A 25,240-nucleotide genomic window follows, 5' to 3' on the forward strand; every position below is an offset into this window, starting at 1 on the left:
GGCCGCTTTTGATCGTCCCGCACTTCGGAGCGGGTCGGGAATGGCAGGCAGCCGGGCTGTCGGAGAGGAATGACGGAGATGAACGTAAGCCGCAAGATGATCGCCGCCTTTTTGGCTATTGCTTTTACCGTCGCTGCCGCAAGCGGATTGTCCTACTTGTATTTGCAGCGCGTGAACGATTCGTATCGGGAAGTGCTCGCGAGAGAGGCGACCGTATCGGATCGCGTCTTTGGCATCGAGACGTTGACGGAGCGGCAGAAGGGGGTTCTGTTCCGCTATTTGACGGCTCCCTCCCAGCAATTGGAGAAGGAATTGAGAGCTGCGTGGGAAGCGTTGAACGTCGAAATTGCGGCGCTTTCAGATGCGGGACTGGACGAACAATCGCGGCAATTGACGGACAAAATGAAGGAGTCGAACGCGACTTTCGCAAGACTTGCCGATAAGGTAACGGGCTATGTTAACGAAGGGAAGGCCGACTTGGCCAGGACGGAGGCGCTCATGTGGGCGGTTCCGACTTCCGACGAGCTTAGCGGAGCGGCAGCTGCCATACGCGAGAACGAACGGGCATTCAAGGAGCGAGCCGAATCGGACAATGCCGGCCGCGTGACTCTGACCAAGCGGATGCTGCTCGGGTCGAGCGCAGTTGCGATAGCGCTGGCGCTCGCGGTCGGATGGGCGTTGTCGCGAATTATTGTTCGGCCGATCAGACGGCTCTCGGTTGCCGCTGAACGAATCGCTGCGGGCGATTTGACTGACGGCGATCTTGCATTTCGGGGGAGGGACGAGTTGGCTGGGCTGGCCGCTTCGTTCAACGGAATGAAGGCAAATTTGCGAGAGCTCATAAGGCGAGCCGGCGACAATGCCGGTCAAGTGGCCGACGCGTCTGGGCAATTGCGGGCGAACAGCGAGCAGATCGGCGGATTGTCGGAAAGAGTGTCGGCTGCTATCGAGCAAATTGCGGCCAGCATGGACGAGCAGACGCGGCTGGCGGCTGCCGGGGAAGAGGAGCTGCGAAGACTGGCGGCTTCCGCCGAAGAGATGGAAGCTTCCGCCGTTAAGGTGAACGACCGGTCGGCCAGCGCTCAAGCGGCGGCGGAAGCCGGGAAATCGTCGGTCGGCCAAGCGCTCGCGCAGATGGAATCGATTAGGAGCGGGATGGAAACGCTGGCTTCGCTGATCGAACGGTTAGACGCGAAATCGAATGAGATCGACAACACGGTCGACATCATTTCGATTATCGCCCGTCAGACGAACATACTGGCGCTTAACGCTTCTATTGAAGCGGCGAGGGCGGGCGTCCAAGGCCGAGGCTTCGCCGTCGTAGCGGAAGAGGTGCGCAAGCTTGCGGCGGGAACGGCGAACGCCGCTGCGGAAATATCGGCCATGCTGCACGGAATCCGCTCGGACATGGGGGACGTATCGGAGGCGATGGAAGCGGGCAGACGCGACGTATCGGGCGGAATGGCCATCGTCCAAGGAACCGAGGGAGCTTTTCTCCGCATCGACGAAGCGGTGCGCGACGTCGCCGTCCAAGCGGGAGCGATGGCTGGCCGATCGTCCGAGATGGCCGCCCGTTCGCGCGCCGCTTCCCGCGAGCTGGCTACCGTTCTCGCCTCCGCCGGACAAATCGCCGTCGGAGCGCAAGAAGCGTCCGCCGGCACGCAGGAGCAGTACGCGGCGATGGAGGAAATGATCGCCTCGACCGTTCAGCTCTCCCGCGAGGCGGAGCGGCTTAAGGAAGGGATAGCGGGGTTTCGGGTTTAGTTTAGCAAGCGGATGCAAAGAGGAGCGGTCCCGCCGGGAGCGCTCCTTTTATATGTAAAACGCTTTATTTGGATAATATTACATATAAAAAATATTATATAGAAAAATATTTTTTATATTCGACTTTAAACGACAAATAAATTTGAAATTCGACGAAATAAGTGTTTGAAATGAATAAATATGGTCATATATGATTACGACTATCACTAATCATGTCATTTCTAGGAAATGAGAGGGAGATAGTCGGATGTTTAGATGGAATAAGAAGCTTTCTTGTTTGCTAGCAGTTAGTTTATTTTTGCAAGTGTTAGGCTTGTGGGGATTCGAGCCTCAAAAGGCCGAGGCGGCGATTGATCCGTCGATATTGTCTACGTTAGTTGCCGCGGGGACCAGTCATACTTTATTTGTCATGCCGGATGGAACGGTTAAGTCAAGCGGAAGCGATGGCGGATACGGGGCATTGGGACAAGGAAGCGGTACGACGCAAGTGATTACCCCTGCAACTGTACCAGGCCTATCGAATGTCAAACAAGTGGCGGCATATGGTTACAATTCATACGCTTTATTGAAAGACGGGACGGTTAAGTCTTGGGGCTACAATAGCAATGGCGAGCTAGGAGTGGGAAATGCGAGTACTACTTATACTCCAACGACTATAAGCGGACTAACGAACGTCAAGCAGATTGCTGCGGGTAACGGGTTTGCGATTGCATTGCTGCAAGATGGGACGTTGAGAGGTTGGGGGATTAACAGCACGAGCGTCCTTTTTACCTTGCCGACTATAAGCATACCGATGACATTATCAGGTATCGATAATGTCAAGAGAATTGCCGTAGGACAGAATTTCGTTATCGCCCTATTGAACGATGGAACGCTTAAAACATGGGGGACTAATAGCAATGGGCAATTAGGAATAGGAACGACGACTGCCCAGTCAGCGCCTGCGGCTGTGTCAGGGCTTTCGAATGTTATCCAAGTAGCCGCGGGCTACACATATGGAATGGCATTATTGGAAGATGGAACGGTCAGAACATGGGGCAACAATACTAATGGTCAACTCGGCATAAATAATACGACTCAATCAAATACACCCGTACAGGTTTCAGGGATTAATAATGCAAGGTATGTTGCTGCAGGCGGATATAGTTCATACGCGGTCCTTAAAGACGATAGTCTGATGTCTTGGGGCAACAATACTAATGGCCAATTAGGTTTAAATGATGCTACTCACAGATTTATTCCGACTCTTGTTTCACTAAATTTATCTGTAGCTGGCTTGTTTGCATCACATAACAATAGCGCAGTCTTAGTGGGCTTGGATGGCAAGTTATTTGTGTCGGGTTACAATAATTCGGGCCAATTGGGAACAGGGGTATCTAGTAACAGTTATTCCGTCTTTAACGCTAATGGTATTAACATTCAGGCTGATATGTTGGATATGCAGTTATCTATTACAACAGATGTAGCTTTCTTCTCGGGACCAAATTCAAGCTCCGCTTTTTTGCTGCAGAATGGCACGGTAAAGGCTTGGGGGAATAATGCAAGCGGTCAATTGGGACTAGGAAATAAGACCAGTCAGTCCATACCAGCAGTGATTTCTTCCTTAAGCGGAGTTAAGCAGATTGCAGGCTCCTCGCAGCACTCTGTTGCTCTAATGGAAGACGGCACAGTCAAAACTTGGGGCAATAATAGCTATGGTCAACTAGGGCTAGGTAACACGACAGAACAAACTACGCCGAAGGCAGTTCCAAATTTAAGCGGTGTAAAACAGGTAGCGGCAGGTGAAAATTTCACGCTTGCACTTATGGCAGATGGGAGTGTTAAAGCGTGGGGCAGCAATTCTCTCGGTCAACTTGGATTGCTCGGTACAAGTCAATCATCAAGCCCAACCACAATAGTGTCTTTAATCGGATATAAGGTAAAGCAGTTGGCGGTAGGATCCAATTATTCGCTGGCTTTGGTGGAAGATGGCTCAGTCAGAACGTGGGGCAGCAATTCATATGGTCAGCTTGGGTTGGGCAACACGTCCAACCAAACCGTACCTGTCCTGATCCCCGGTTTAAATGGCGTTAAGCAGTTGACAGCAGGATTCTATCATTCGCTGGCACTCATGGAAGACGGAACCGTAAAAGCGTGGGGGCTAAATGCCAGCGGTCAGCTGGGTCAGGGCAACATAAGCAACCAAACCACGCCTGCCGCGATACCATCGCTCAGCGGTATTAAACAGTTAGCTGTAGGCTCTTATTATTCTCTGGCCCTTATGATGGACGGTACGGTCAAAGCATGGGGGAATAATAATTCGGGCCAATTGGGGCTTGGACATACAATCGATCAAACAACGCCAACATCTATTCCGTCCTTAAGCGGAGTCGTTCAGCTCATTGCGGGCAGGCAGTTTGCTATGGCTTTATTGGAGGATGGCACGGCTGCCGTGTGGGGAGATAATAGTAACGGTCAGCTTGGGCAAAGCAGCCCGAATTATCAAATAATGCCTGCCCTGATCACAGCCTTGAGCGGAGTCAAGCAACTGGCTGCGGGTGAAAAGCACTCACTAGCTTTAATGGAAGACAGCACGGTTAAGGCATGGGGCGATAATGTTTATGGTCAGCTTGGGCTAGGCGACATAAGCAATCAAATGACGCCTGTTTCGATTCCTTCTTTGAGCGGGGTTAAACAGTTGGTGAGCGGTTCTAATCATTCATTAGCTCTAATGGAGGACGGTACAGTCAAAGCATGGGGCTATAATGGCATGGGACAACTGGGACTAGGCCATACAAACAGTCAATCAGCGGCGACAACGATTGCGTCTTTAAGTGGAGTCAAACAAGTAGCGGCCGGCTCTTATTTTTCACTGGCGCTAATGGAAGACGGAACCGTCAAGGCGTGGGGCACTAATAGTGCGGGCCAACTTGGGCAAGGAAATACAACCAGCTTGTCAAAGCCAACCGCAGTTTCGGGACTAAGCGGAGTCAAACAAGTGGCGGCAGGTTCGACCTTTTCGTTGGCTTTATTGGAAAACGGGACAGTTAAAGCTTGGGGTTATAATTATTTCGGTCAACTTGGATTAGGCAGTACGATTAACCAGACGGTCCCGAGCGACATTTCCCCTGCCATTTTAAGTGGAGTCAAGCAGTTGGCTGCAGGTGCCTATTATACAATGGCTTTAATGGAAGACGGCTCGGTTAAGGCCTGGGGGGGAATGATGCGGGGCAGCTGGGGCTGGGCAATATGATCGGTCAACTAACGCCAGTCGCGGTTTCAACCTTGAATGGAGTCAAGGAGATTGCCGCAGGCGCTTCTCATAGTTTTGCTCTCATGAAGGACGGCACGGTCAAAGCATGGGGCTATAATTATACAGGTCAACTCGGATTGGGTCATACGAGCAACGTAATATCTCCCTCAACGATTCCATCTCTGAGCGGAGTCAAACAGTTGGCGGCAGGATCCAATCATACACTGGCTTTAATGGAAAATGGTACAGTCCAAGGCTGGGGGAGCAATGCCATCGCTCAATTGGGGTCAATTGGATTCCAAGTCCGGCCAAGCGCCTTTGATTATATACCACCGGACGGTGTAAGGATTTCCTCTTCCATTACAGGTGCCTATGAACGTCCTTTGTCTGTCCAGCTCTACCTGGACAACGAAGCGGAGGCGCGTGAGCAGCTTTCTGCTAGTTTGGTTAACGGTGCGGCTGCCGTTACGTTTCAACCCATCGCTTCTTCGACTTTAGCAAAAGGCGTGCACAAAGCGAGAGTCGTCATCGCGACGAAGGAGCAATCACTAGAGAGAACCATCGCTTTTACAGCTTCGGGAGGGACGGTCGCCTATCCACTTGAGGTTACTGCAACGAACTCCAGCCTGACCGCCAAAGCGAGCGGAACGGAAGCGCTGGGCGAGCTGGATGCGGCTCCCTATCGCTTTACGATCGGCTCCCAGTCCAGCGGCTGGGTAAGTCCTTCTTCCGTTGTGTTCAATAACGCGGTCGTTTCTGCGGGGCTGGACATTGGGGGTTCGGGTGAAAGGACGATCACCAGGCTGTCCAATGGCTGGTGGGTCGTTGCCGGCTATACCGGCAGCGCCGCGACAGGAGTTACCTTCCTCGTATCCAAAGATCAGGGACAGTCGTGGCTTCCATTGTGCTCGTTAGTAGATGCCACAATTACTTCTGCGCCAGCCATTACCGCGGTCGGAACGAAGATCATCGGAATCGTCCGTTCCGGCAGCACAAATGTGAAAGCTTTTAGCTTTGACGCCGCCGTGCAAGAGAATACCAATCTTTTCTCTGAATTGTTTGCCTTGGAGACTGGAACCAAAACAATTGGCAACTTGTCCGTGGCAGCGGATCGAGACGGGAATGTTCATGCGGCCTGGACGATCAATACTTCCGGATACTATAGTATTCGCTATTCTGTAAACACAGATGGCGGCTGGCAAACCGTTCAACAAGTAACGGCTGTATCGAGCAGCAACAGCTATTCAAATCTGAAGATTGCCATCATCAATAATCAGCCTGTTATTATTAGCGAGTTTAATCAAAGCAGCCGATACGCGATTTCCAAGCTTGTTTGGGATGGAAGCGCTTGGACCAAGACGGATATCGTATCCGTGTACACCTATCCGCAGCAAAACTACAGCGTATTCGTCGACGGCCAAACCGTCCATCTCGCCTGGGCCGGAGCGGATAGTGCGCAAACGTCAAAAAAGAATATCCGTTATATCCGATCCACGGACGGCGGATCGACTTGGACGGCGCCAAGCAAGCTCACGACGGGAAACACGTATAACCAGGATAACCCGGTTATCGCGATGGATACGCAAGGCAAACTCTATATCGTGTACGGCGGACAAGATGCGGCATCGCCGACGTACGTAAATTTGAGGCTGCTCGCCTCGTCCGACGGCGGCGATACGTGGACGACAACGCCGGCGGCACTTACGGCTTTGACATCGGGCAGCGTGGATCAGCCAGTTGTCATTCAGGACGGCCGATTGAGCTATGGCGACGGCAATCCGATCGTCATTTATAAGAGCGGTCCTGGCAATCAGACGCTTATCCGCGGCTCTCTGGTGTCCGGCAACATCTACACCGTGTCGGGTCTACTGCCGGATACGAAGTACAACGTTCAATTCGAGGTCAAAGACAGCGGCGGCGTTATTCGGAAGGTAACGAAAGAGGCTTATACGCTAGCGGACAAACCTACGATTACACAAGTCGGTCAATCCGCTTCGTTCACCATTTCGGATACCAACGCCTTAACGACCAAGTATCAGATTACGGCGGGCGGCAAGTACTGGAGCTCGGAGGGTAAGTGGGTAAACTCGCCGACGAGCCTTACGCTGTCCAGCAAAACGGTAGCTCTCACCAAGCTGGACACTAAGAAAACGTACCGGATTCAAGTGAGAGCCGTCAATCAAGAGGGGGTTCCGACAGACTGGTCCAACACGATCCAGCTCGGAACGCCGATTGCGCCTCCGGCCGCGCCGGCAAACGTCAAAACGCAGCCGTCCAGCACGTCCGTTACGCTTACCTGGTCGCCCGTATCGGAGGCGACCGACTACGAGGTCGAAGTGGATAATCAAGCGACGCTCTACGCTACCGGACGCTCGCTGTCCTATAAGCATACCGGGCTGACGCCGAACACGCTGCACCAATACCGCGTCAGAGCGATCAAAAGCGGCACACCGGGCGCTTGGAGCAAAGTCGTTCTCGTTCGCACGTTGCAAGTCGCTCCCGTCGTACCGACAACCGCAGCGCCTGTCGCAACCGCGAAAACCGTTACGCTTTCGTGGAGTGCGGTCGCGAATGCCTTTGCTTACGAGGTGGAGTGGGACGGCCAAATTATCGCAACCGGCAAACAACTGACGCTTCGTCAAACCGGACTGCCTGTGTTGAGCCGCCATACGTATCGCGTTCGCGCACTGAATGCGGGGGGAGCTAGTCCATGGAGCGCTTTGCAAACGGTCAGCACAACGAATGCGGTCCCGGCCGTTCCGACTGGCATCGCCGTAACCGTATCGGACAAAGCCGTCACGATCAGGTGGGACGCTTCGCTGGACGCGCTCACGTACGACGTGGAGGCAGACGGCAAGCCGCCGCTTAACTTAGGCGAAAGCACGACCGTCTCCTTCACAGGACTTGCACCCGGTTCGGCGCACCAGTATCGCATTCGCGCCGTCAATGAAAGCGGTACGGGCGCTTGGAGCGCGTATCAGAACGTGACGACTTATAATCTTTCGACGCCAAGCGGGTTGATTGAGCAGTTGTCCGATACATCGATTGGGTTGACTTGGTCGGCCGTCGCAGGGGCGACTTCCTACGAAGTCGAAGCGGACGGCACGGTGGCAGCTGCAGCTGCGGCTTCGTATACGCACGCTAGCCTTGTGCCGGAGACGACGCACACGTATCGGATCCGGGCACTCAGCGCGGCAGGCTCCAGCGCTTGGAGCGAGCTTGGCCGGTTTACGACCTTGCCCCTTAAGCCCGCAGTACCTGCCAATTTAACGGCAACGGCGTCAAAGGATAAGGTCATTCTGACATGGAGTCCGGTCAGCGGCATCGCGGGGTACGATGTGGAGCTTGACGGCGCCGTCATCGTGGACAATTTCACCGATGCGAGTTATGTCGACACGTTGCTGGATCCGTATTCGCCTCATCAATATCGTATTCGCGCCCGAACCGAAGCGGTGGAAGGCGATTGGAGCGCGCCGGTCAGCATTCGGACGCTGCCGGACAAGCCGAAAGCGCCGACCGGCATCGCCGTCACCTCCGCAGGGCAAATCGTCACGCTCGCTTGGGAAGCGGACCCGACTGCTGTGAAATACGAAGTCGAGGTAAACGGCGCGGTGACGGACGCGGGAACGAAAAACACGTTCAAGCACCGCCGCATCGCCGCCGGCAGCGAGCATAAATACCGGATTCGGACGACGAATGTCGCGGGAACGAGCGCTTGGAGCGGACTCATTATCAATAACACGATTACCGCGTGGCTGACGAAAGCCGGCGTTGTGGATATGGGACTTGTCGGGATGGACATTACCGATTTCAGCCGCTACACGCTGAATGTTACGTACGATCCCGGCGCGATCGAGATTACCGATCTGTCCACCTTAACGGCAGCCAAGGAATTAACAACAGGCAAAATCAAAGGCACCCAAATTACGGTCGCTTCCTTCAAACCGGGCGAAATCGTCTTTACGACGGACAAGGTTATTCAGCCGGACGAGTCTTGGTCGGGTGTCATCAACAGCATTCAAATGAAAGCCAAAGTTTCGGGCGGCTCCTCCATCACGTACAGCGTCATCGAACGCACGTAACGGATCAGACGATTTCACCCGCCCAGCAGCAAGCCATTATCTTATTTTATGGAGGATTCTATGAAAGCTCCCTTGAAAGCTTTGACCAAGCTCGCGCTTTCCGCGCTGATCGCTTCGACCGCGGCGTACGACTGGAGCGCCGCAACCGCCGTCGCGCAAGCCGCCGCGCCCGCTGCTCCAGCGCCCCGCCACAAAACGGAACTTATCGTCAAGTACAAAAACGGCGGCAATAGCCAGACAGCCCAGACGAACGTCAAGAAAAAGTTGAAATTAAACAAAATGAACGTGAAAAAGAAATCGAAGCGCGCGCGCCTCGAGGTGCTGCAGATCGGAGAGAACGACAGCCTCGATCAGACGATTGCGGAGATGAACAACGATCCGAACGTCGAGTACGCGCAGCCCAATTACAAGCTCTATGTGTCCGCGCTGCCGCAGGACGAGCATTTTGACGAGCAGTGGGGGATTGCCAATTCGGGGCAAAAGATCGGCTCGCAAGTCGGTATCCCGGGCGTTGATATCGACGCCGTTCGGGCGTGGGACGTGACGGAAGGAAGCCCTTCCGTGCTCGTCGGCGTGCTCGATACGGGGATGGACGTGTCGCATCCGGACTTGGCGGCGAATGTGTTTACGAACAGCGCCGAAATCCCGGACAACGGCATCGACGATGACGGCAACGGATACGTCGACGACGTTCACGGGTATGATTTTGCCGGCGGGGACGCTTCGGTGTTCGACAGCGCGAGCAGCGACAAGCACGGCACGCATGTGGCCGGCATTATCGCCGCGCAGGCGGATGCGGCCGGCATTCGCGGGGTCGCTCCCCAGACGAAGCTGCTGCCGCTCAAATTCATTTCGGACGGCGCCGGGTACACCTCGGACGCGATCGAGGCGATCGAATACGCCCAGCAAATGGGCGCGTCCATCGTCAACATGAGCTTCGGCGGTCCAGACAACAATCCGGCGCTCCAAGACGCCATGACCGCCAGCGGCATGCTGTTCGTCGCTGCTGCCGGCAATCACGGGGCGAGCGTCGATGCGCAGCCGATTTATCCGGCTTCGCTGCGTCTGCCCAACCTGTTGTCCGTCACCGCCATCGACAACAAAGGCGAGCTGGCTTCCTTCTCCGGCTACGGCTCGACGGTCGATATCGCCGCGCCGGGCGTGGGTATCGTCAGCACCGTTCCGGGCGGCGGCTACGCAGCGCTTAGCGGAACGAGCATGGCCGCGCCGTTCGTAACCGGCACAGCCGCGCTGCTCAAAAGCTTGTACCCGGACCTTTCGTCCGCCGAGCTGGCCGCGCGCCTCAAAGCGACGGTGAAGCCGGTCGCGGGTCTCGCTTCGAAGGTCGCGACGCAAGGCATCGTCAGCGCCGCCGGCTCGCTCGCGGGGACGTATACCGAGCCCGCCGTCGCTTCGGATCCGGCTGCGAGTCCAAAGCCCGGCGCGGCTTCGGGCGACAGCGCCGTGGTTGCACTGGCAGAAGAGGTGTCGCCGGAGCTGCTGGAGCAAATCCACTACGGCGAAGAAGGCGTGAACGTCGCGACCGGCAACTACGGCAAGTCGGTAACCGACCTGAGCGTCACTGCGCCGGGCTTCGTCGTCAACATCAGCCGGACGTACAACTCCAAGGACGATCGGACGACCAGCTCCTTGGGCCGCGGCTGGACCTTCGGCTTCGAAGGCAGCTTGAAGGACGACACCAAGAACTCGAAGCTGAAAGTCGCGAAGTTGCCGAGCGGCGGCGCGCAAGTGTTCGTCAAGAACGGCAACGCCTACACGGCCAACGATTCGAGAAGTACGCTTGAAAAGCAGGCGGACGGCAGTCATCTGTTAACGACAAAGGATCAGTACCGCTACGGGTTTAACCCCAGCGGGTATCTGGCCTGGATGGAAGACCGCAGCGGCAACCGTCTGACGATCGAGACCGATGCCGTCGGCAAAGCGCGCAAAATTACGGACACCGTCGGCCGCATTTTCCAACTGACGTACAATGCGAGCGGGTATTTGCAAACGGTCAAGGATCCGATCGGCCAGACGATCACGTACGAGTACGACGCGTCCAATCGGCTGAAGCAGGTCAAAGACCAGACGGGGCAAGTAACGGCGATATACGACTACGACAGCAGCCATTATTTGAACGTGATCAAGGACGGGCAGGCAACGTAGTAGAAACCGTCGACTATACGCACGCCGCCGGGACCAATCAGCATAAAGCGGTGCAAACGACAAATCGGTACGGCAATGCCGTTGCTTATACCTATGCGACCGGAAGCACGACGATCAAGGATCCAGCCGGCCGTACGACGATCAAATGGTTCGACGCGAGCGGCTTCGTCACGAAATCGCAAGACCCGGAAGGGCGCATCGCGACGGCCGAGTATTACCTGGACACCGCCGGGGTGAACAAATACGGCGAAGAGAAGATCATCGTCGACCGTTACGGCAACAAGACGGAATATGTGCGGGATACGACGAACGGCAACATTTTGACGCAGATCAATCCCGACAGCTCCAAATATGAATATGCCTACGACACGAAAAACAATCTGATCAGCGAAAAGGACGAAACGGGGCGTGCCACCTATTACGTCTACGATGCCGCGATGACGAAGCTGCTGCAGAAGGCGCAGCCGCTAAACGGCACCGACGTCTACGACGCGAAGGCCGACCCGGATCGTTTCGCCATTACGACCTACGACTATTACACCGACGCCGAGTCGTCGCAGCTCGGCTACAAGGCGAAAGGCTTGCTGCGCTCCGAAACGGACCCGGAAGGCAATGTCACAGCCTACGAATACGACGCGCAGGGCAACAAAACGGCGGTCACCGACCCTGATGGAAATACGACCAGCTTCGAATACAACGGACTCGGCTGGTTGACGGCCAAAGTTTCCCCGACCGGCTATCGGACGGAATTCGCCTATGATAAGGCAGGCCGATTGTTCCGAACGGTGCTCGACGGCGGCGAGACCTCGTTCACGGAGTACGACGCTTTAGGACGTCCGGTACAAAAAGTGACGCCGAACGTGTACAAGAGCAGCGAGGACGGCCTCAACGACACGCCCGCTGCCTACACTTACAAAAACGATAACGTCGGCGAGCGCTACACCTATTGGCCGAACGGCATGCTCCAAACAACGACGGATGCGCTTGGCTTCGTTACGTCCTATACCTATGACGTTTACGGCAATCTGAGCAGCGAATCCAAGCCGAACGGCGCCGTTTATTTGTATCAATACGATGTGATGAACCGATTGAAGAAGACGTTGTTCAAGCGTTCGGCGAGCGATGCGCCCGTCACGCTGGAGACGGTCGCCTACGGCGTGCTGGCGAACGGTTCGACGACGAGAACCGTCACGACGTATTTCAGCGATTCCGATACGGCCAGCACCGTGTATACGATCGACAAGAACGGCCGGGAAGTCGGCAAGCGACTGCCCGACGGCAGCAGTACGTCCACGGCCTATGACGTGAATGGACTTGTCCAATCGGTCAAGGACGCCCGCGGCAACAGCACGTATTACCGCTATGACGGACTCGGCCGTCTCATGGCCACGTGGTCGCCGCTCGATAACGGCAAATACAGCTACAAAGGAACCGTGTACGACAAAGCCGGGCGCGCGATTGCCTCTCGAACCGGCAAAGATGCGGTCAGTCTGTACACGATTCCGGCGGATGATCGGGTGATGTGGGCCAAATCTACTTATACCGCGAGCGGCCAGGTCGCGGGGACGACCGACAGCGCAGGCGGCAAAACGCAGTTAACGTACGATGAAGAAGGCGCGTTAATTCGTCAGGAAGTGTCGACTGCCAAAGATGAGGTCGCATTAACGGAATTTGAATACAATCACCTCGGAAAGCCCGTCGTCCAAAAACAACATGTGCGGAACGGCGATTTGGACGGAAACGCGAGCGATGACGACGGCGATACCGCGATTCTTACGACGTACGAGTATGATGCCGAAGGCCAGTTGAAGAAACAGACGGCGCCGGATGGCGTGGTGACGAGCTTTTCGTATGACGCGCTCGGTCATTTGCTATCTACGCGGACGGAAGGACTGGACGAGAATGGAAACCCGGCAGAGCTCGTCACGGCCACGACGTACGATTGGGCCGGTCAGCCGCTTACGCAGGTGGATGCAAAAGGGAACGTAACCAGCTTCGAGTATGACCGTCGCGGCTTTTTGATCGCGCAAACGGATGCTTTGGGAGGCATCGCCCAATACCAGTACGACCGCGGCGGCCGCAAGACGAAGGCGGCTTCCCGCAGCAAGTCTCGGACAACAAGTCCACCCGGACGGAATATACGTACGACAAGCTGAGTCGTGTGAAAATCGTAACGGAGGTTTTCAACGAGCAACGATGGGACGGAATAAGCGCGTGGGTGACGACACCTGTCAGCCTCGTGACGAAAGCGTATCAGTACGATGCGAACGGCAATGTGATTAAAGAGCTGAATGGCGAAGGGTATGCGGCCCGGAACAGGCGCAACCGTCGACGAGCGAATCAAGAGCGGGTACGGTACGGTCACGGCGTACAATGCCGCCAATTTGCCGATAACGGTGCTCGATCCGGCAGCGGCCGAGCGCGGATTGAAATTTTCGACGAAATACAGCTATGACGGCGCAGGGCGAAAAGTGGCCGTGCAGGATGCGAGCGGCGCGATTCGCGGTACCCGCTACGACGATGCGGGCCGCGTTTTAGCCGAGACGATCCAAGCGGCTTCGAGCACGCCGGTCAAAACGCTGAAAACGAACACCTACGATGCAGCTGGTCGACTGATTAGCCAATCGGACGGCAACGGCAACCAAACGACGTATGCTTACAATGCATTCGGTCAAGTGCGGGAAAGCGTAGAGCCCGGCGATGAATCGATTGCGGCGTTAACGATGCGCTACCAGTATGACGTCAGGGGACAGTTGACCCGTACGACCGATTCGACCGGTATCGTGCGGCTGACGAGCTACGACCCGCAAGGGCGAGCGATCAGCCAAACAGAGCAAAAAGAAGACGGAAGCGAAGCGATTACGACGAGCGCTCGTTACGACCGAAACGGCAACAAGCGATTCGAAATGGACGGCAACGGCAACACGACGGAATTTGTCTATGACCTCCTTAATCGGTTGGTGGAGACCAAGGTAACCGTCACCGACGTTAGCGGAGCGAAGAAGAAGCAATCGACCACCTACGGCTACGACAGGAACGGCAACAAGCTGTGGGCGCAGAACTGGCTCGGAAATCGGACGACGTATGCCTACGACGATCGCAACCGGCTCATTTCGACCACCGATGCCACGAACGTTGTGGTCGAGAAGCTGCATTACAACAAGAACGACGCGCAGATCGCGACGTACGACGCGCTCAATAACGTGACGACGTATGCCTATGACCGGAACAATCGGCAACTGTCGGTGACGAATCCCGAGAACAAAAGCACGTCGCAATCGTACGATAATCGGGGCCTCGTCGCGTCCAAGACAGACGGCAACGGAAACACAACCCGCTACACGTATGACGAATTGGGCCGTCTATCTTCCGTCGTCAATGCGCTCGGAGAGAAAACGACGTATACCTATGACCTGAACGGCAATCGAGTAACCGAACGAAACGCGGCCGGACAAGTGGCGACGTATGAATATAATGCGGCCAACAAGCTGCTGCGCCGCGTTGACGACGGCGGACGCACCGGCAAAGCGGGCGGCTATGCGTACAATCCGGCCAAAACGGAAACGTACACGTACACGCCGAGCGGCCAACTGCTGACGAAAATCGATCGTAACGGCAACACGACAACTTACACGTACGATGCGCATGACCGCCTCCTCTCGCAGACGGTTACCGGCTCCAGCTTGACGCTGCCGGCGAAGGACAACCGCGTCGTGTACACGTATGACAACAGCGGCAACCAGCTTACGATGACGGACGGAACGGCGTCACCAGCCGTTCGTACGACGAATTGAATCGGGTCATGACGAAGACGGTACCGGGGATCGGAACGACGACGTTCCTCATGGATGTGACGGCGGGGCTCTCTACAGGTTACTATGGCGAAACGACCACCGATCCGAAAGGGAACGTGACCGCCAAAGTCTATGACAAAACCGGACGACTGTATCAAGTCAAGGATGGCAGTACGGTTCAATCTACGTATGTCTACTATGCAGACGGAAGCCAGAACACGGTAACTATGCGAACGGCTCTAAGGAAGAGTACGTCTATTTCAAGGACAAGACGCTGAAGACGCTCAAAAACTATCAAGGCGCGACGCTTCTGGATACGTACGACTACACGTATGACGCTGCGGCAATCAGTTGACGAAAAACGAGAAGGTGAACGGCGCCAACAAGGGCGAAACCAACTACCAATACGACGACTTGAACCGTCTGAAAAAGGTCACTGAACCGAGCGGAAAGGTGACCGACTACACGTTCGACGCATTCGGCAATCGTTCCAGCGAGAGGACGACGCAAGGCGCGGCGGTGACGGTGCTCCTATTCGTACAATGAACAAAACCGTCTGATCGCCACGGCGGAAGTAAAGTCGACGGGCGAATTGCAGCAAGTGAGCTTCACGTACGACAACAACGGCAATATGATCGCCAAGTCGTCGGAGATTACGAAGAAGATCGACCCGGCGAACGTGCCGACGCCAACGTTTGGCATTTTTATCTACGGTCAGACAATACGAACTCGCGCATCGCGCCGGTTGTGGGCAGCGTAGCCCGTTACGAGTACGATGGGTTTAACCAGCTTGTGAAGGTATCTTCCGGCAGCGGCGGCTCCACGTACGAATACAACGGCGACGGCTTACGCGTGAAGAAAACGACAGCCAGCGGTACGACCGCGTATCTGTACGAGTACGACAAAGTGGTGCTGGAAACGGACGGAGCCGGCAAGCAAACCGCCGCAACATGTACGGCATTAACCTGATCACACCGCACGGCAGGTGCAGACAAATTTTTCTCCTGTACAACGGCCATGCTGACGTCACGGCACTGATCAACACGGTCGGAACAATTGTCGGCACGTACGAATACGACGCGTTCGGAAACATCACGAACAAACTGGCACGTCCAATAACTCGATTCGTTATGCAGGATATCAGTACGACGAGGAGAATAAACTCTATTACCTGAACGCTCGCTACTACGATCCGAAAATCGCCCGCTTCTTAAGCGAGGACACGTATCGCGGACAGGCGGACGATCCTTTGTCTCTGAATTTATATTCGTATGCTCATAATGAGCCAATTAAATACACAGATCCAACGGGCCATTGGATCGAATCGGATAGCACGTTGTCAGCGATAAGCAGATGGCTATTTTACTCCTAACGGATCAATATCTTAATGCAACTAAACCGCAAAAACTTTAATTCACCAAATGGCTGAAGATATTAGGAATGGTAAATTAACCCGTATCAGTTGCTTGGAAGCAAGATGGGCAGCGAACAAGCATCTGAGATCGTACAGGATATTGTAAACACAAGACCGTATCCAGGACAGCAAAAATAGTATTTCAAGAGACTCCGACTTTACTGTGTTTGTAAACTCAAATCTTTCATATCATGCCGACAGAGTAAACTCAACTATGAGTACGTTGAATAAGGATTTAGCTCGTGCTGAGGGAGTGTTTTGGAATAGTGAACAGTTCACGGGATCGTGGTGGCAAGATCCCAATAAATTAGTAGTTGCGGTAAATGCAATTGCTAACGAAGTTTCAGTAAATGGAAGTATTTCGCTGCTGAGGTTAAGTACACAAATAAAATTAAGGCTCTTCAACGTGTGTCAGGTGCTCTTATGACAGGTGAATGGGGGGTGGTGGTCCTCTTCTTGATCTTCAAGGAGCCATACAAGCAATAATGACCAAGTACACATTGACGGGATCCGAAAGTTTTGGATAAAGGAAACCTGGAGGCTATCTTAGATCGCTACAGTAAGGGATTAATTGGTCAGAAAGGGGGCGACTTTTTAGAAAGAACCGGAATTGGTTATTTACCATATGAAGCAGTCTATGGTTTGCTTGGACTTACTAGTATGCGTGGAAGGGCTAGTAGTGCGGGTGTGGGGAAATGCTGCTCAGGGAACCGAAACGTTTTATAGAACAATGAGTAAAGCAGACTATGAGACGTTCCTGAAAACAGGTAAAGTACCTGCGACAAGTGAAACCTTTATTTCCCCAACAAGATCTTTCTCAGAAGGATATAATGGTGTAATTGTAGAGTTTAAGGTTAAGGCTGGAACTACTAATTCGTTAGCCAATATAGGTGTAAGAGATTCTTCGGCTATTGTGAAAGATGCATATGGTAATATGCCTACTGTCGGTAAGGGTTGGACATCAAATAACGCCTACTTTAAAGGTGAAGATGGACAGATTAATATCGGTTTAGGTAAAGGAAAAGCATTAGATACTTTTAATGATAATATTGTAGAATATAAAGTAGTAGGGAGCAGGTGAGGGTAATTGACAAAAGGAGAAAGAGAATTATTACACAAGTTAATGAAAAGAGCTATAACACCGGATTTATTTCTCAAGGAGTTTACGGTTGATATTTCTAAGAATCCAGCATATGTACGTGAGCTTCTTGAAAAAGCTTATATAGAACAAGAAGCAGATGATGTAGAATATCTAATGATTGCAATATTTCGTTTTGAGCTATTTTTAGAAGATATTACTGAGAGTATTTGTAAATTAATGAATGAAACATGGCATTTTCAACATGAAAATATTGCATCTATGTTTCAGAAAGTTAAGTCACAAGGACAATAGAATGCTTATACAACGCTGCTCTCACCCAATTCGAATATTTAGAATATGATGAAGCATTTGCTCTAGCCGTAAAATGCATTTGGGCTTTGGGTGACATTAATACGCTTGAATCAAGAAAGAATTAATGCAACTTACACAGTCAGAAAATGAAATTATTAAAGAGAATGCCACAAAACAGCTTAATAGAAGTTACAATTAAGGTTTGGTCATCAGACAAGGATTATTTTTTGCCTGATGACCTTACTTTGGAATTTATGGGGAAAATATATGAGTGTAAAAAGTAAAAACAATCTACTGAAAACAAAAGGATACATGCACAATATGACGAAAAAGCATCAGAGTTTACCAAGCATACAACTATAAAATTGCTGATGAAGCTGTAAGCTTAGGTACATTTGGCTCACATTTTAAGCTGGGTAGAACGACATGGATTAAACCTTCATTTTTATGGATGATGTATAGGTCAGGGTGGGCAACAAAAGAAATCAAGAGAGAATATTAGCTATTGATATAAGAAGAACTGGATTTGACATAATTCTTGAAAATGTTGTACTGTCTGCGTTCAAAGCGGAGGTATATGGCAGTATGAAAATTGGAAAACGAGGCTGGAAAATTCAAACGTTATATGTCAATGGGATCCTTGTAGGGATATATTGGGAAATCCATTGGATGAGCGGGCTATTCATTAGGTTTGAAGGGCGATATAGTTAATAATTATGTAAACGACTGGATAGTGAATATTACTGATATTACTAATACGGTTATTGAGTTAGGAGAAGCGATAAATCAAAACTTTTTAAAGATAGTATGCTCCCAGTAGAATATGAATATCCCTAAATGATAGAGTCAAAAAAATCCTTGGAATAATTGAATAAGTAGTTGAACAAGTTTTCAGCTTTTCAAGGTTACTTCTATAGGCGGGGCTCCCCAGTGCCGAATGAACCCACTATTCAATTAATAACACATATAACCCTTGAAATAAACGAATGAAGGTTTTCGTCAGTTCTGTTGTACGCACATAATGCTTGGATTTTATATCCTAAATAACGGAATTGCGTTACATTGAACGGGTCGATTATGGTCAGTTACTACATGATCGACCTGTTTTTTTGTTATTTTCGTTTTCTCACAGATTTTTGAAATATCGCAACTTTGCGAATAGATGCCCAATGGAACGGGAAGGTCATGTGTTTTGGAAGCAAGATGAGCAGCGAACAAGCATCTGAGAACGTACAAGATATTGTAAACAACAAGACCGTACTCCCAGGCCAGCAAAAATAGTATTTCAAGAGACTCCGACTTTACTGTGTTTGTAAACTAAATTTTTCATATGAAGAGTAACTTGAGTATTTGAAAAGGACATAAAGAAGGAGTGTTTTGAAATACTATTTTTGCTGGCTGGGAGTACGGTCTTGTTGTTTACAATATCTTGTACGTTCTCAGATGCTTGTTCGCTGCTCATCTTGCTTCCAAACACATGACCTTCCCGTTCCATTGGGCATCTATTCGCAAAGTTGCGATATTTCAAAAATCTGTGAGAAAACGAAGATAACAAAAAACAGGTCGATCATGGTAGTAACTGACCATAATCGACCCGTTCAATGTAACGCAATTCCGTTATTTAGGATATAAAATCCAAGCATTATGTGCGTACAACAGAACTGACGAAACCTTCATTCGTTTATTTCAAGGGTTATATGTGTTATTAATTGAATAGTGGGTTCATTCGGCACTGGGGAGCCCGCCTATAGAAGTAACCTTGAAAAGCTGAAAACTTGTTCAACTACTTATTCAATTATTCCAAGGATTTTTTTGACTCTATCATTTAGGGGATATTCATATTCTACTGGGAGCATACTATCTTTAAAAGTTTTTGATTTTATCGCTTCTCCTAACTCAATAACCGTATTAGTAATATCAGTAATATTCACTATCCAGTCGTTTACATAATTATTAACTATATCGCCCTTCAAACCTAATTGAATAGCCCGCTCATCCAATGGATTTCCCAATATATCCCTACAAGGATCCCATTGACATATAACGTTTGAATTTTCCAGCCTCGTTTTCCAATTTTCATACTGCCCATATACCTCCGCTTTGAACGCAGACAGTACAACATTTTCAAGAATTATGTCAAATCCAGTTCTTCTTATATCAATAGCTAATATTCTCTCTTGATTTTCTTTTGTTGCCCACCCTGACCTATACATCATCCATAAAAATGAAGGTTTAATCCATGTCGTTCTACCCAGCTTAAAATGTGAGCCAAATGTACCTAAGCTTACAGCTTCATCAGCAATTTTATAGTTGTATGCTTGGTAAACTCTGATGCTTTTTTCGTCATATTGTGCATGTATCCTTTTGTTTTCAGTAGATTTGTTTTTACTTTTTACACTCATATATTTTCCCCATAAATTCCAAAGTAAGGTCATCAGGCAAAAATAATCCTTGTCTGATGACCAAACCTTAATTGTAACTTCTATTAAGCTGTTTTGTGGCATTCTCTTTAATAATTTCATTTTCTGACTGTGTAAGTTGCATTAATTTCTTTCTTGATTCAAGCGTATTAATGTCACCCAAAGCCCAAATGCATTTTACGGCTAGAGCAAATGCTTCATCATATTCTAAATATTCGAATTGGGTGAGAGCAGCGTTGTATAAGCATTCTATTGTCCTTGGTGACTTAACTTTCTGAAACATAGATGCAATATTTTCATGTTGAAAATGCCATGTTTCATTCATTAATTTACAAATACTCTCAGTAATATCTTCTAAAAATAGCTCAAAACGAAATATTGCAATCATTAGATATTCTACATCATCTGCTTCTTGTTCTATATAAGCTTTTTCAAGAAGCTCACGTACATATGCTGGATTCTTAGAAATATCAACCGTAAACTCCTTGAGAAATAAATCCGGTGTTATAGCTCTTTTCATTAACTTGTGTAATAATTCTCTTTCTCCTTTTGTCAATTACCCTCACCTGCTCCCTACTACTTTATATTCTACAATATTATCATTAAAAGTATCTAATGCTTTTCCTTTACCTAAACCGATATTAATCTGTCCATCTTCACCTTTAAAGTAGGCGTTATTTGATGTCCAACCCTTACCGACAGTAGGCATATTACCATATGCATCTTTCACAATAGCCGAAGAATCTCTTACACCTATATTGGCTAACGAATTAGTAGTTCCAGCCTTAACCTTAAACTCTACAATTACACCATTATATCCTTCTGAGAAAGATCTTGTTGGGGAAATAAAGGTTTCACTTGTCGCAGGTACTTTACCTGTTTTCAGGAACGTCTCATAGTCTGCTTTACTCATTGTTCTATAAAACGTTTCGGTTCCCTGAGCAGCATTTCCCACACCCGCACTACTAGCCCTTCCACGCATACTAGTAAGTCCAAGCAAACCATAGACTGCTTCATATGGTAAATAACCAATTCCGGTTCTTTCTAAAAAGTCGCCCCCTTTCTGACCAATTAATCCCTTACTGTAGCGATCTAAGATAGCCTCCAGGTTTCCTTTATCCAAAACTTTCGGATCGCCGTCAATGTGGTACTTGGTCATTATTGCTTGTATGGCTCCTTGAAGATCAAGAAGAGGACCACCGACCCCCCATTCACCTGTCATAAGAGCACCTGACACACGTTGAAGAGCCTTAATTTTATTTGTGTACTTAACCTCAGGCAGCGAAATACTTCCATTTACTGAAACTTCGTTAGCAATTGCATTTACCGCAACTACTAATTTATTGGGATCTTGCCACCACGATCCCGTGAACTGTTCACTATTCCAAAACACTCCCTCAGCACGAGCTAAATCCTTATTCAACGTACTCATAGTTGAGTTTACTCTGTCGGTGAAGATGGACAGATTAATATCGGTTTAGGTAAAGGAAAAGCATTAGATACTTTTAATGATAATATTGTAGAATATAAAGTAGTAGGGAGCAGGTGAGGGTAATTGACAAAGGAGAAAGAGAATTATTACACAAGTTAATGAAAAGAGCTATAACACCGGATTTATTTCTCAAGGAGTTTACGGTTGATATTTCTAAGAATCCAGCATATGTACGTGAGCTTCTTGAAAAAGCTTATATAGAACAAGAAGCAGATGATGTAGAATATCTAATGATTGCAATATTTCGTTTTGAGCTATTTTTAGAAGATATTACTGAGAGTATTTGTAAATTAATGAATGAAACATGGCATTTTCAACATGAAAATATTGCATCTATGTTTCAGAAAGTTAAGTCACCAAGGACAATAGAATGCTTATACAACGCTGCTCTCACCCAATTCGAATATTTAGAATATGATGAAGCATTTGCTCTAGCCGTAAAATGCATTTGGGCTTTGGTGACATTAATACGCTTGAATCAAGAAAGAAATTAATGCAACTTACACAGTCAGAAAATGAAATTATTAAAGAGAATGCCACAAAACAGCTTAATAGAAGTTACAATTAAGGTTTGGTCATCAGACAAGGATTATTTTTGCCTGATGACCTTACTTTGGAATTTATGGGGAAAATATATGAGTGTAAAAAGTAAAAACAAATCTACTGAAAACAAAAGGATACATGCACAATATGACGAAAAAAGCATCAGAGTTTACCAAGCATACAACTATAAAATTGCTGATGAAGCTGTAAGCTTAGGTACATTTGGCTCACATTTTAAGCTGGGTAGAACGACATGGATTAAACCTTCATTTTTATGGATGATGTATAGGTCAGGGTGGGCAACAAAAGAAAATCAAGAGAGAATATTAGCTATTGATATAAGAAGAACTGGATTTGACATAATTCTTGAAAATGTTGTACTGTCTGCGTTCAAAGCGGAGGTATATGGGCAGTATGAAAATTGGAAAACGAGGCTGGAAAATTCAAACGTTATATGTCAATGGGATCCTTGTAGGGATATATTGGGAAATCCATTGGATGAGCGGGCTATTCAATTAGGTTTGAAGGGCGATATAGTTAATAATTATGTAAACGACTGGATAGTGAATATTACTGATATTACTAATACGGTTATTGAGTTAGGAGAAGCGATAAAATCAAAAACTTTTAAAGATAGTATGCTCCAGTAGAATATGAATATCCCCTAAATGATAGAGTCAAAAAATCCTTGGAATAATTGAATAAGTAGTTGAACAAGTTTTCAGCTTTTCAAGGTTACTTCTATAGGCGGGGCTCCCCAGTGCCGAATGAACCCACTATTCAATTAATAACACATATAACCCTTGAAATAAACGAATGAAGGTTTCGTCAGTTCTGTTGTACGCACATAATGCTTGGATTTTATATCCTAAATAACGGAATTGCGTTACATTGAACGGGTCGATTATGGTCAGTTACTACCATGATCGACCTGTTTTTTGTTATCTTCGTTTTCTCACAGATTTTTGAAATATCGCAACTTTGCGAATAGATGCCCATGGAACGGGAAGGTCATGTGTTTTGGAAGCAAGATGAGCAGCGAACAAGCATCTGAGAACGTACAAGATATTGTAAACAACAAGACCGTACTCCCAGGCCAGCAAAAATAGTATTTCAAGAGACTCCGACTTTACTGTGTTTGTAAACTCAAATTTTTCATATCATACCGACAGAGTTAACTCGACTATGAGTATGTTGAACAAGGATTTAGCTCGAGCAGAAGGAGTGTTTTGGAATAGCGACTAGTTTAAGAAAGAGTTTAGGTGGGATGATGAAGCGACACTGACAGTTGTTGTTAATGCTATAACCAATGAGGTTGTTGTTAGTGGAGATATTTACCTGCCAGACGTCAAATATACAAATAAAATTACAGCAGTTCAAAGAATGCTTGGTGCTAAAACAACGGGGCAACTAATTCCTGATACGCTAGATAAAATGTCAATTGTAATGGGTATGTATGATGTGAAAGAGAGTGAATATTATCTAACTAAAGAAAATTTAACAGCTATTTTTGATCGGTATCCTAAACTTAAAGGCAAAGAATTTGGTAACTTTATAGAAAGAACGCAATTAAATGAAATGCCTTATGCCTTTGCATTAATGCTAATAGGTCCTAACGCCTTTGGTGGAAAGGAGGAAGCTCAAGAACCCCTAGTTCGGGAGGAACCCGGGTACGGGCACGGGGATTGGAACACTAAGTGGTTCCCTAAACGGACTAACAGCAGCAGAAAGATCGGTTGTAAATGATTTGCTGGCACAAGGGAAAAATGTTGAAGTGATACCTGTCACTGCGGCAAACAAGACCCCGGACTTCTTAGTTAATGGTGTTAGAACGGAATTAAAAACTTTAGGTAATCCGAATGTTAATACGGGTGTAACTAGAATTCAACAAGGGTTTAAACAGGGGGCAGAGACAGTTATAATTGATGGTAGACAAGCAGGAGTAACTTTGGAAGAAGCTAATCAAATATTAAATCGAGCAGCAGGGACGTATAGCAATAAAACTTTACCCGGGCACGTTGAAATTTGGACAAATGATGGGGTAGTAAGGAGATAGCAAATGGCTCGTTTTCTGTGTAGATGTGGTGAAATATTATCAAATTCTGAAGTCCCTAGTGGTATTGAATTAAGGGTATATACAGACCGAGAATGGGAGCAGATCGCTAGTTCGGATTCAGTTGATCCGCTTTTAATACCGTTTCCTAAATATGAGGTATGGCGTTGTCCAAAATGTGAGAGAATTTATGTATTTGAGGAGGGGAACCAATCTGCAATTAAAGTTTATAAGTTAGAAGAATAATTTATGAATTACTATTATAGCAGGAAAAATTACCTCTACCTTGATTGGCTTCCTGCCTCTCAAGGTTTTTTTGTTTTCCCAGGATAGCAACGGACAAAAACGGAAGGCTATCTCAAGTGAAGACGTCTACTTCAAAGACAAGACGTTAAAGACGCTCAAAAATTATCAAGGTGCAACGCTCCTGGATACGTACGACTACATATATGACCCGGCTGGCAATCAGTTGAAGAAAACCGAGAGGGTGAACGGCGCCAACAAGGGAGAGACCAACTACCAATACGACGACTTGAACCGTCTGAAACAGGTCACGGAGCCGAGCGGCAAGATGACCGATTACACGTTCGACGCGTTCGGCAACCGTTCCAGCGAGCGAACGACGCAAGGCGCAGCAGTGACGGTTCTGAACTATTCGTACAATGAACAAAACCGGCTGATCGCCACGGCGGAAGTAAAGTCGACCGGCGATTTGCAGCAAGTGATGTTTACTTACGACAACAATGGTAATATGATCGCCAAGTCGTCGGAAATTACGAAGAAGATCGACCCGGCGAACGTACCGACGCCAACGTTTGGCATTTTCATCTACGGCCAGGTCAATCAAAACACGCGCATCGCGCTACAAGTACGATGGATTTAACCAG

At 49.0% G+C, this 25,240-nt stretch carries 23 protein-coding genes and 1 pseudogene; 21 read left to right on the forward strand and 3 right to left on the reverse strand.

The window, feature by feature from the left end:
- Positions 1-69: 69 nt before the first annotated feature.
- The 15 genes and pseudogenes from D3H35_RS17825 (at position 70) to D3H35_RS34890 (ending at position 18,665) form a co-directional block, all read left to right on the forward strand.
- On the forward strand, positions 70-1,764 hold the full coding sequence (locus tag D3H35_RS17825; protein WP_119150582.1) for a methyl-accepting chemotaxis protein: 1,695 nt from the start codon (positions 70-72) through the stop codon (positions 1,762-1,764).
- Between the two features lie 247 nt (positions 1,765-2,011).
- Positions 2,012-4,996: an RCC1 domain-containing protein gene (locus tag D3H35_RS17830; protein ID WP_119150583.1), complete on the forward strand. Its 2,985-nt coding sequence runs from the start codon at positions 2,012-2,014 to the stop codon at positions 4,994-4,996.
- Positions 4,993-9,078: a fibronectin type III domain-containing protein gene (locus tag D3H35_RS17835; protein ID WP_119150584.1), complete on the forward strand. Its 4,086-nt coding sequence runs from the start codon at positions 4,993-4,995 to the stop codon at positions 9,076-9,078. Before D3H35_RS17830 ends, D3H35_RS17835 begins: the two co-directional genes overlap by 4 nt.
- A 60-nt stretch (positions 9,079-9,138) precedes the next feature.
- Positions 9,139-11,244: a S8 family serine peptidase gene (locus D3H35_RS17840; RefSeq protein ID WP_158594163.1), complete on the forward strand. Its 2,106-nt coding sequence runs from the start codon at positions 9,139-9,141 to the stop codon at positions 11,242-11,244.
- 50 nt (positions 11,245-11,294) lie between these two features.
- A complete protein-coding gene (locus D3H35_RS17845; protein ID WP_119150586.1) occupies positions 11,295-13,400 on the forward strand; it encodes an RHS repeat domain-containing protein in 2,106 nt (701 codons plus the stop codon).
- A gap of 147 nt (positions 13,401-13,547) precedes the next feature.
- On the forward strand, positions 13,548-15,038 hold the full coding sequence (locus D3H35_RS17850; protein WP_158594164.1) for an RHS repeat domain-containing protein: 1,491 nt from the start codon (positions 13,548-13,550) through the stop codon (positions 15,036-15,038).
- An 8-nt stretch (positions 15,039-15,046) separates the two neighbouring features.
- Entirely contained in the window at positions 15,047-15,316 is a 270-nt protein-coding gene (locus D3H35_RS17855; protein WP_147355877.1) for a VCBS domain-containing protein, read from the forward strand.
- A 73-nt stretch (positions 15,317-15,389) separates the two neighbouring features.
- Positions 15,390-15,584, forward strand: a complete 195-nt coding sequence (locus tag D3H35_RS17860; RefSeq protein ID WP_119150589.1) for an RHS repeat domain-containing protein — start codon at positions 15,390-15,392, stop codon at positions 15,582-15,584.
- A 55-nt stretch (positions 15,585-15,639) separates the two neighbouring features.
- The gene (locus D3H35_RS30810) at positions 15,640-15,798 is read left to right on the forward strand and encodes a hypothetical protein (protein ID WP_158594165.1); all 159 of its coding nucleotides are present in this window, start codon (positions 15,640-15,642) and stop codon (positions 15,796-15,798) included.
- The gene (locus D3H35_RS30815; RefSeq protein WP_158594166.1) at positions 15,786-16,007 is read left to right on the forward strand and encodes a hypothetical protein; all 222 of its coding nucleotides are present in this window, start codon (positions 15,786-15,788) and stop codon (positions 16,005-16,007) included. Before D3H35_RS30810 ends, D3H35_RS30815 begins: the two co-directional genes overlap by 13 nt.
- Positions 16,008-16,110: 103 nt before the next feature.
- Complete coding sequence (locus D3H35_RS34880) at positions 16,111-16,410, forward strand: RHS repeat-associated core domain-containing protein (RefSeq protein WP_119150591.1); 300 nt, start codon at positions 16,111-16,113, stop codon at positions 16,408-16,410.
- Positions 16,411-17,131: 721 nt separating this feature from the next.
- A complete protein-coding gene (locus D3H35_RS17875; protein ID WP_119150592.1) occupies positions 17,132-17,533 on the forward strand; it encodes a hypothetical protein in 402 nt (133 codons plus the stop codon).
- Positions 17,534-17,539: 6 nt separating this feature from the next.
- A complete protein-coding gene (locus D3H35_RS17880) occupies positions 17,540-17,845 on the forward strand; it encodes a hypothetical protein (protein ID WP_147355878.1) in 306 nt (101 codons plus the stop codon).
- Positions 17,846-18,209: 364 nt separating this feature from the next.
- Positions 18,210-18,556 (forward strand): annotated as a pseudogene (locus tag D3H35_RS34885) (DUF4291 family protein).
- A 22-nt stretch (positions 18,557-18,578) separates the two neighbouring features.
- The gene (locus D3H35_RS34890) at positions 18,579-18,665 is read left to right on the forward strand and encodes a hypothetical protein (protein WP_411675158.1); all 87 of its coding nucleotides are present in this window, start codon (positions 18,579-18,581) and stop codon (positions 18,663-18,665) included.
- A gap of 967 nt (positions 18,666-19,632) precedes the next feature.
- Here the strand turns inward: D3H35_RS34890 and D3H35_RS17890 are convergent.
- From D3H35_RS17890 to D3H35_RS17900, 3 genes are read right to left on the reverse strand one after another with little or no spacing between them, the layout of a single operon-like run.
- Positions 19,633-20,280 (reverse strand): DUF4291 domain-containing protein, encoded by a 648-nt coding sequence (locus D3H35_RS17890; RefSeq protein ID WP_233567981.1) that lies wholly within the window; start codon positions 20,278-20,280, stop codon positions 19,633-19,635.
- A 34-nt stretch (positions 20,281-20,314) separates the two neighbouring features.
- Positions 20,315-20,821 carry a HEAT repeat domain-containing protein gene (locus D3H35_RS17895; protein WP_147355879.1) on the reverse strand — a complete coding sequence of 169 codons (507 nt, stop codon included), beginning with the start codon at positions 20,819-20,821 and terminating at the stop codon, positions 20,315-20,317.
- 6 nt (positions 20,822-20,827) lie between these two features.
- Entirely contained in the window at positions 20,828-21,697 is an 870-nt protein-coding gene (locus D3H35_RS17900) for a hypothetical protein (RefSeq protein ID WP_119150595.1), read from the reverse strand.
- Positions 21,698-21,810: 113 nt separating this feature from the next.
- Here D3H35_RS17900 and D3H35_RS17905 point away from each other — a divergent pair, with 113 nt between their 5' ends.
- From D3H35_RS17905 to D3H35_RS17925, 6 genes are all read left to right on the forward strand, one after another.
- Positions 21,811-22,251 (forward strand): hypothetical protein, encoded by a 441-nt coding sequence (locus D3H35_RS17905; RefSeq protein ID WP_147355880.1) that lies wholly within the window; start codon positions 21,811-21,813, stop codon positions 22,249-22,251.
- Positions 22,252-22,272: 21 nt separating this feature from the next.
- Complete coding sequence (locus D3H35_RS17910; RefSeq protein ID WP_199728540.1) at positions 22,273-22,950, forward strand: DUF4291 domain-containing protein; 678 nt, start codon at positions 22,273-22,275, stop codon at positions 22,948-22,950.
- Between the two features lie 733 nt (positions 22,951-23,683).
- Positions 23,684-24,046, forward strand: a complete 363-nt coding sequence (locus tag D3H35_RS17915) for a hypothetical protein (protein WP_119150597.1) — start codon at positions 23,684-23,686, stop codon at positions 24,044-24,046.
- 1 nt (position 24,047) lies between these two features.
- Positions 24,048-24,356 (forward strand): CdiA C-terminal domain-containing protein, encoded by a 309-nt coding sequence (locus D3H35_RS30370; protein ID WP_147355881.1) that lies wholly within the window; start codon positions 24,048-24,050, stop codon positions 24,354-24,356.
- Positions 24,357-24,359: 3 nt separating this feature from the next.
- On the forward strand, positions 24,360-24,599 hold the full coding sequence (locus tag D3H35_RS17920; protein WP_119150598.1) for a hypothetical protein: 240 nt from the start codon (positions 24,360-24,362) through the stop codon (positions 24,597-24,599).
- Between the two features lie 70 nt (positions 24,600-24,669).
- The gene (locus D3H35_RS17925) at positions 24,670-25,236 is read left to right on the forward strand and encodes an RHS repeat domain-containing protein (protein WP_158594167.1); all 567 of its coding nucleotides are present in this window, start codon (positions 24,670-24,672) and stop codon (positions 25,234-25,236) included.
- Positions 25,237-25,240: the final 4 nt, after the last annotated feature.

This window comes from Cohnella faecalis, from assembly GCF_003570905.1.
Classification (GTDB): Bacteria; Bacillota; Bacilli; order Paenibacillales; family Paenibacillaceae; genus Cohnella; species Cohnella faecalis.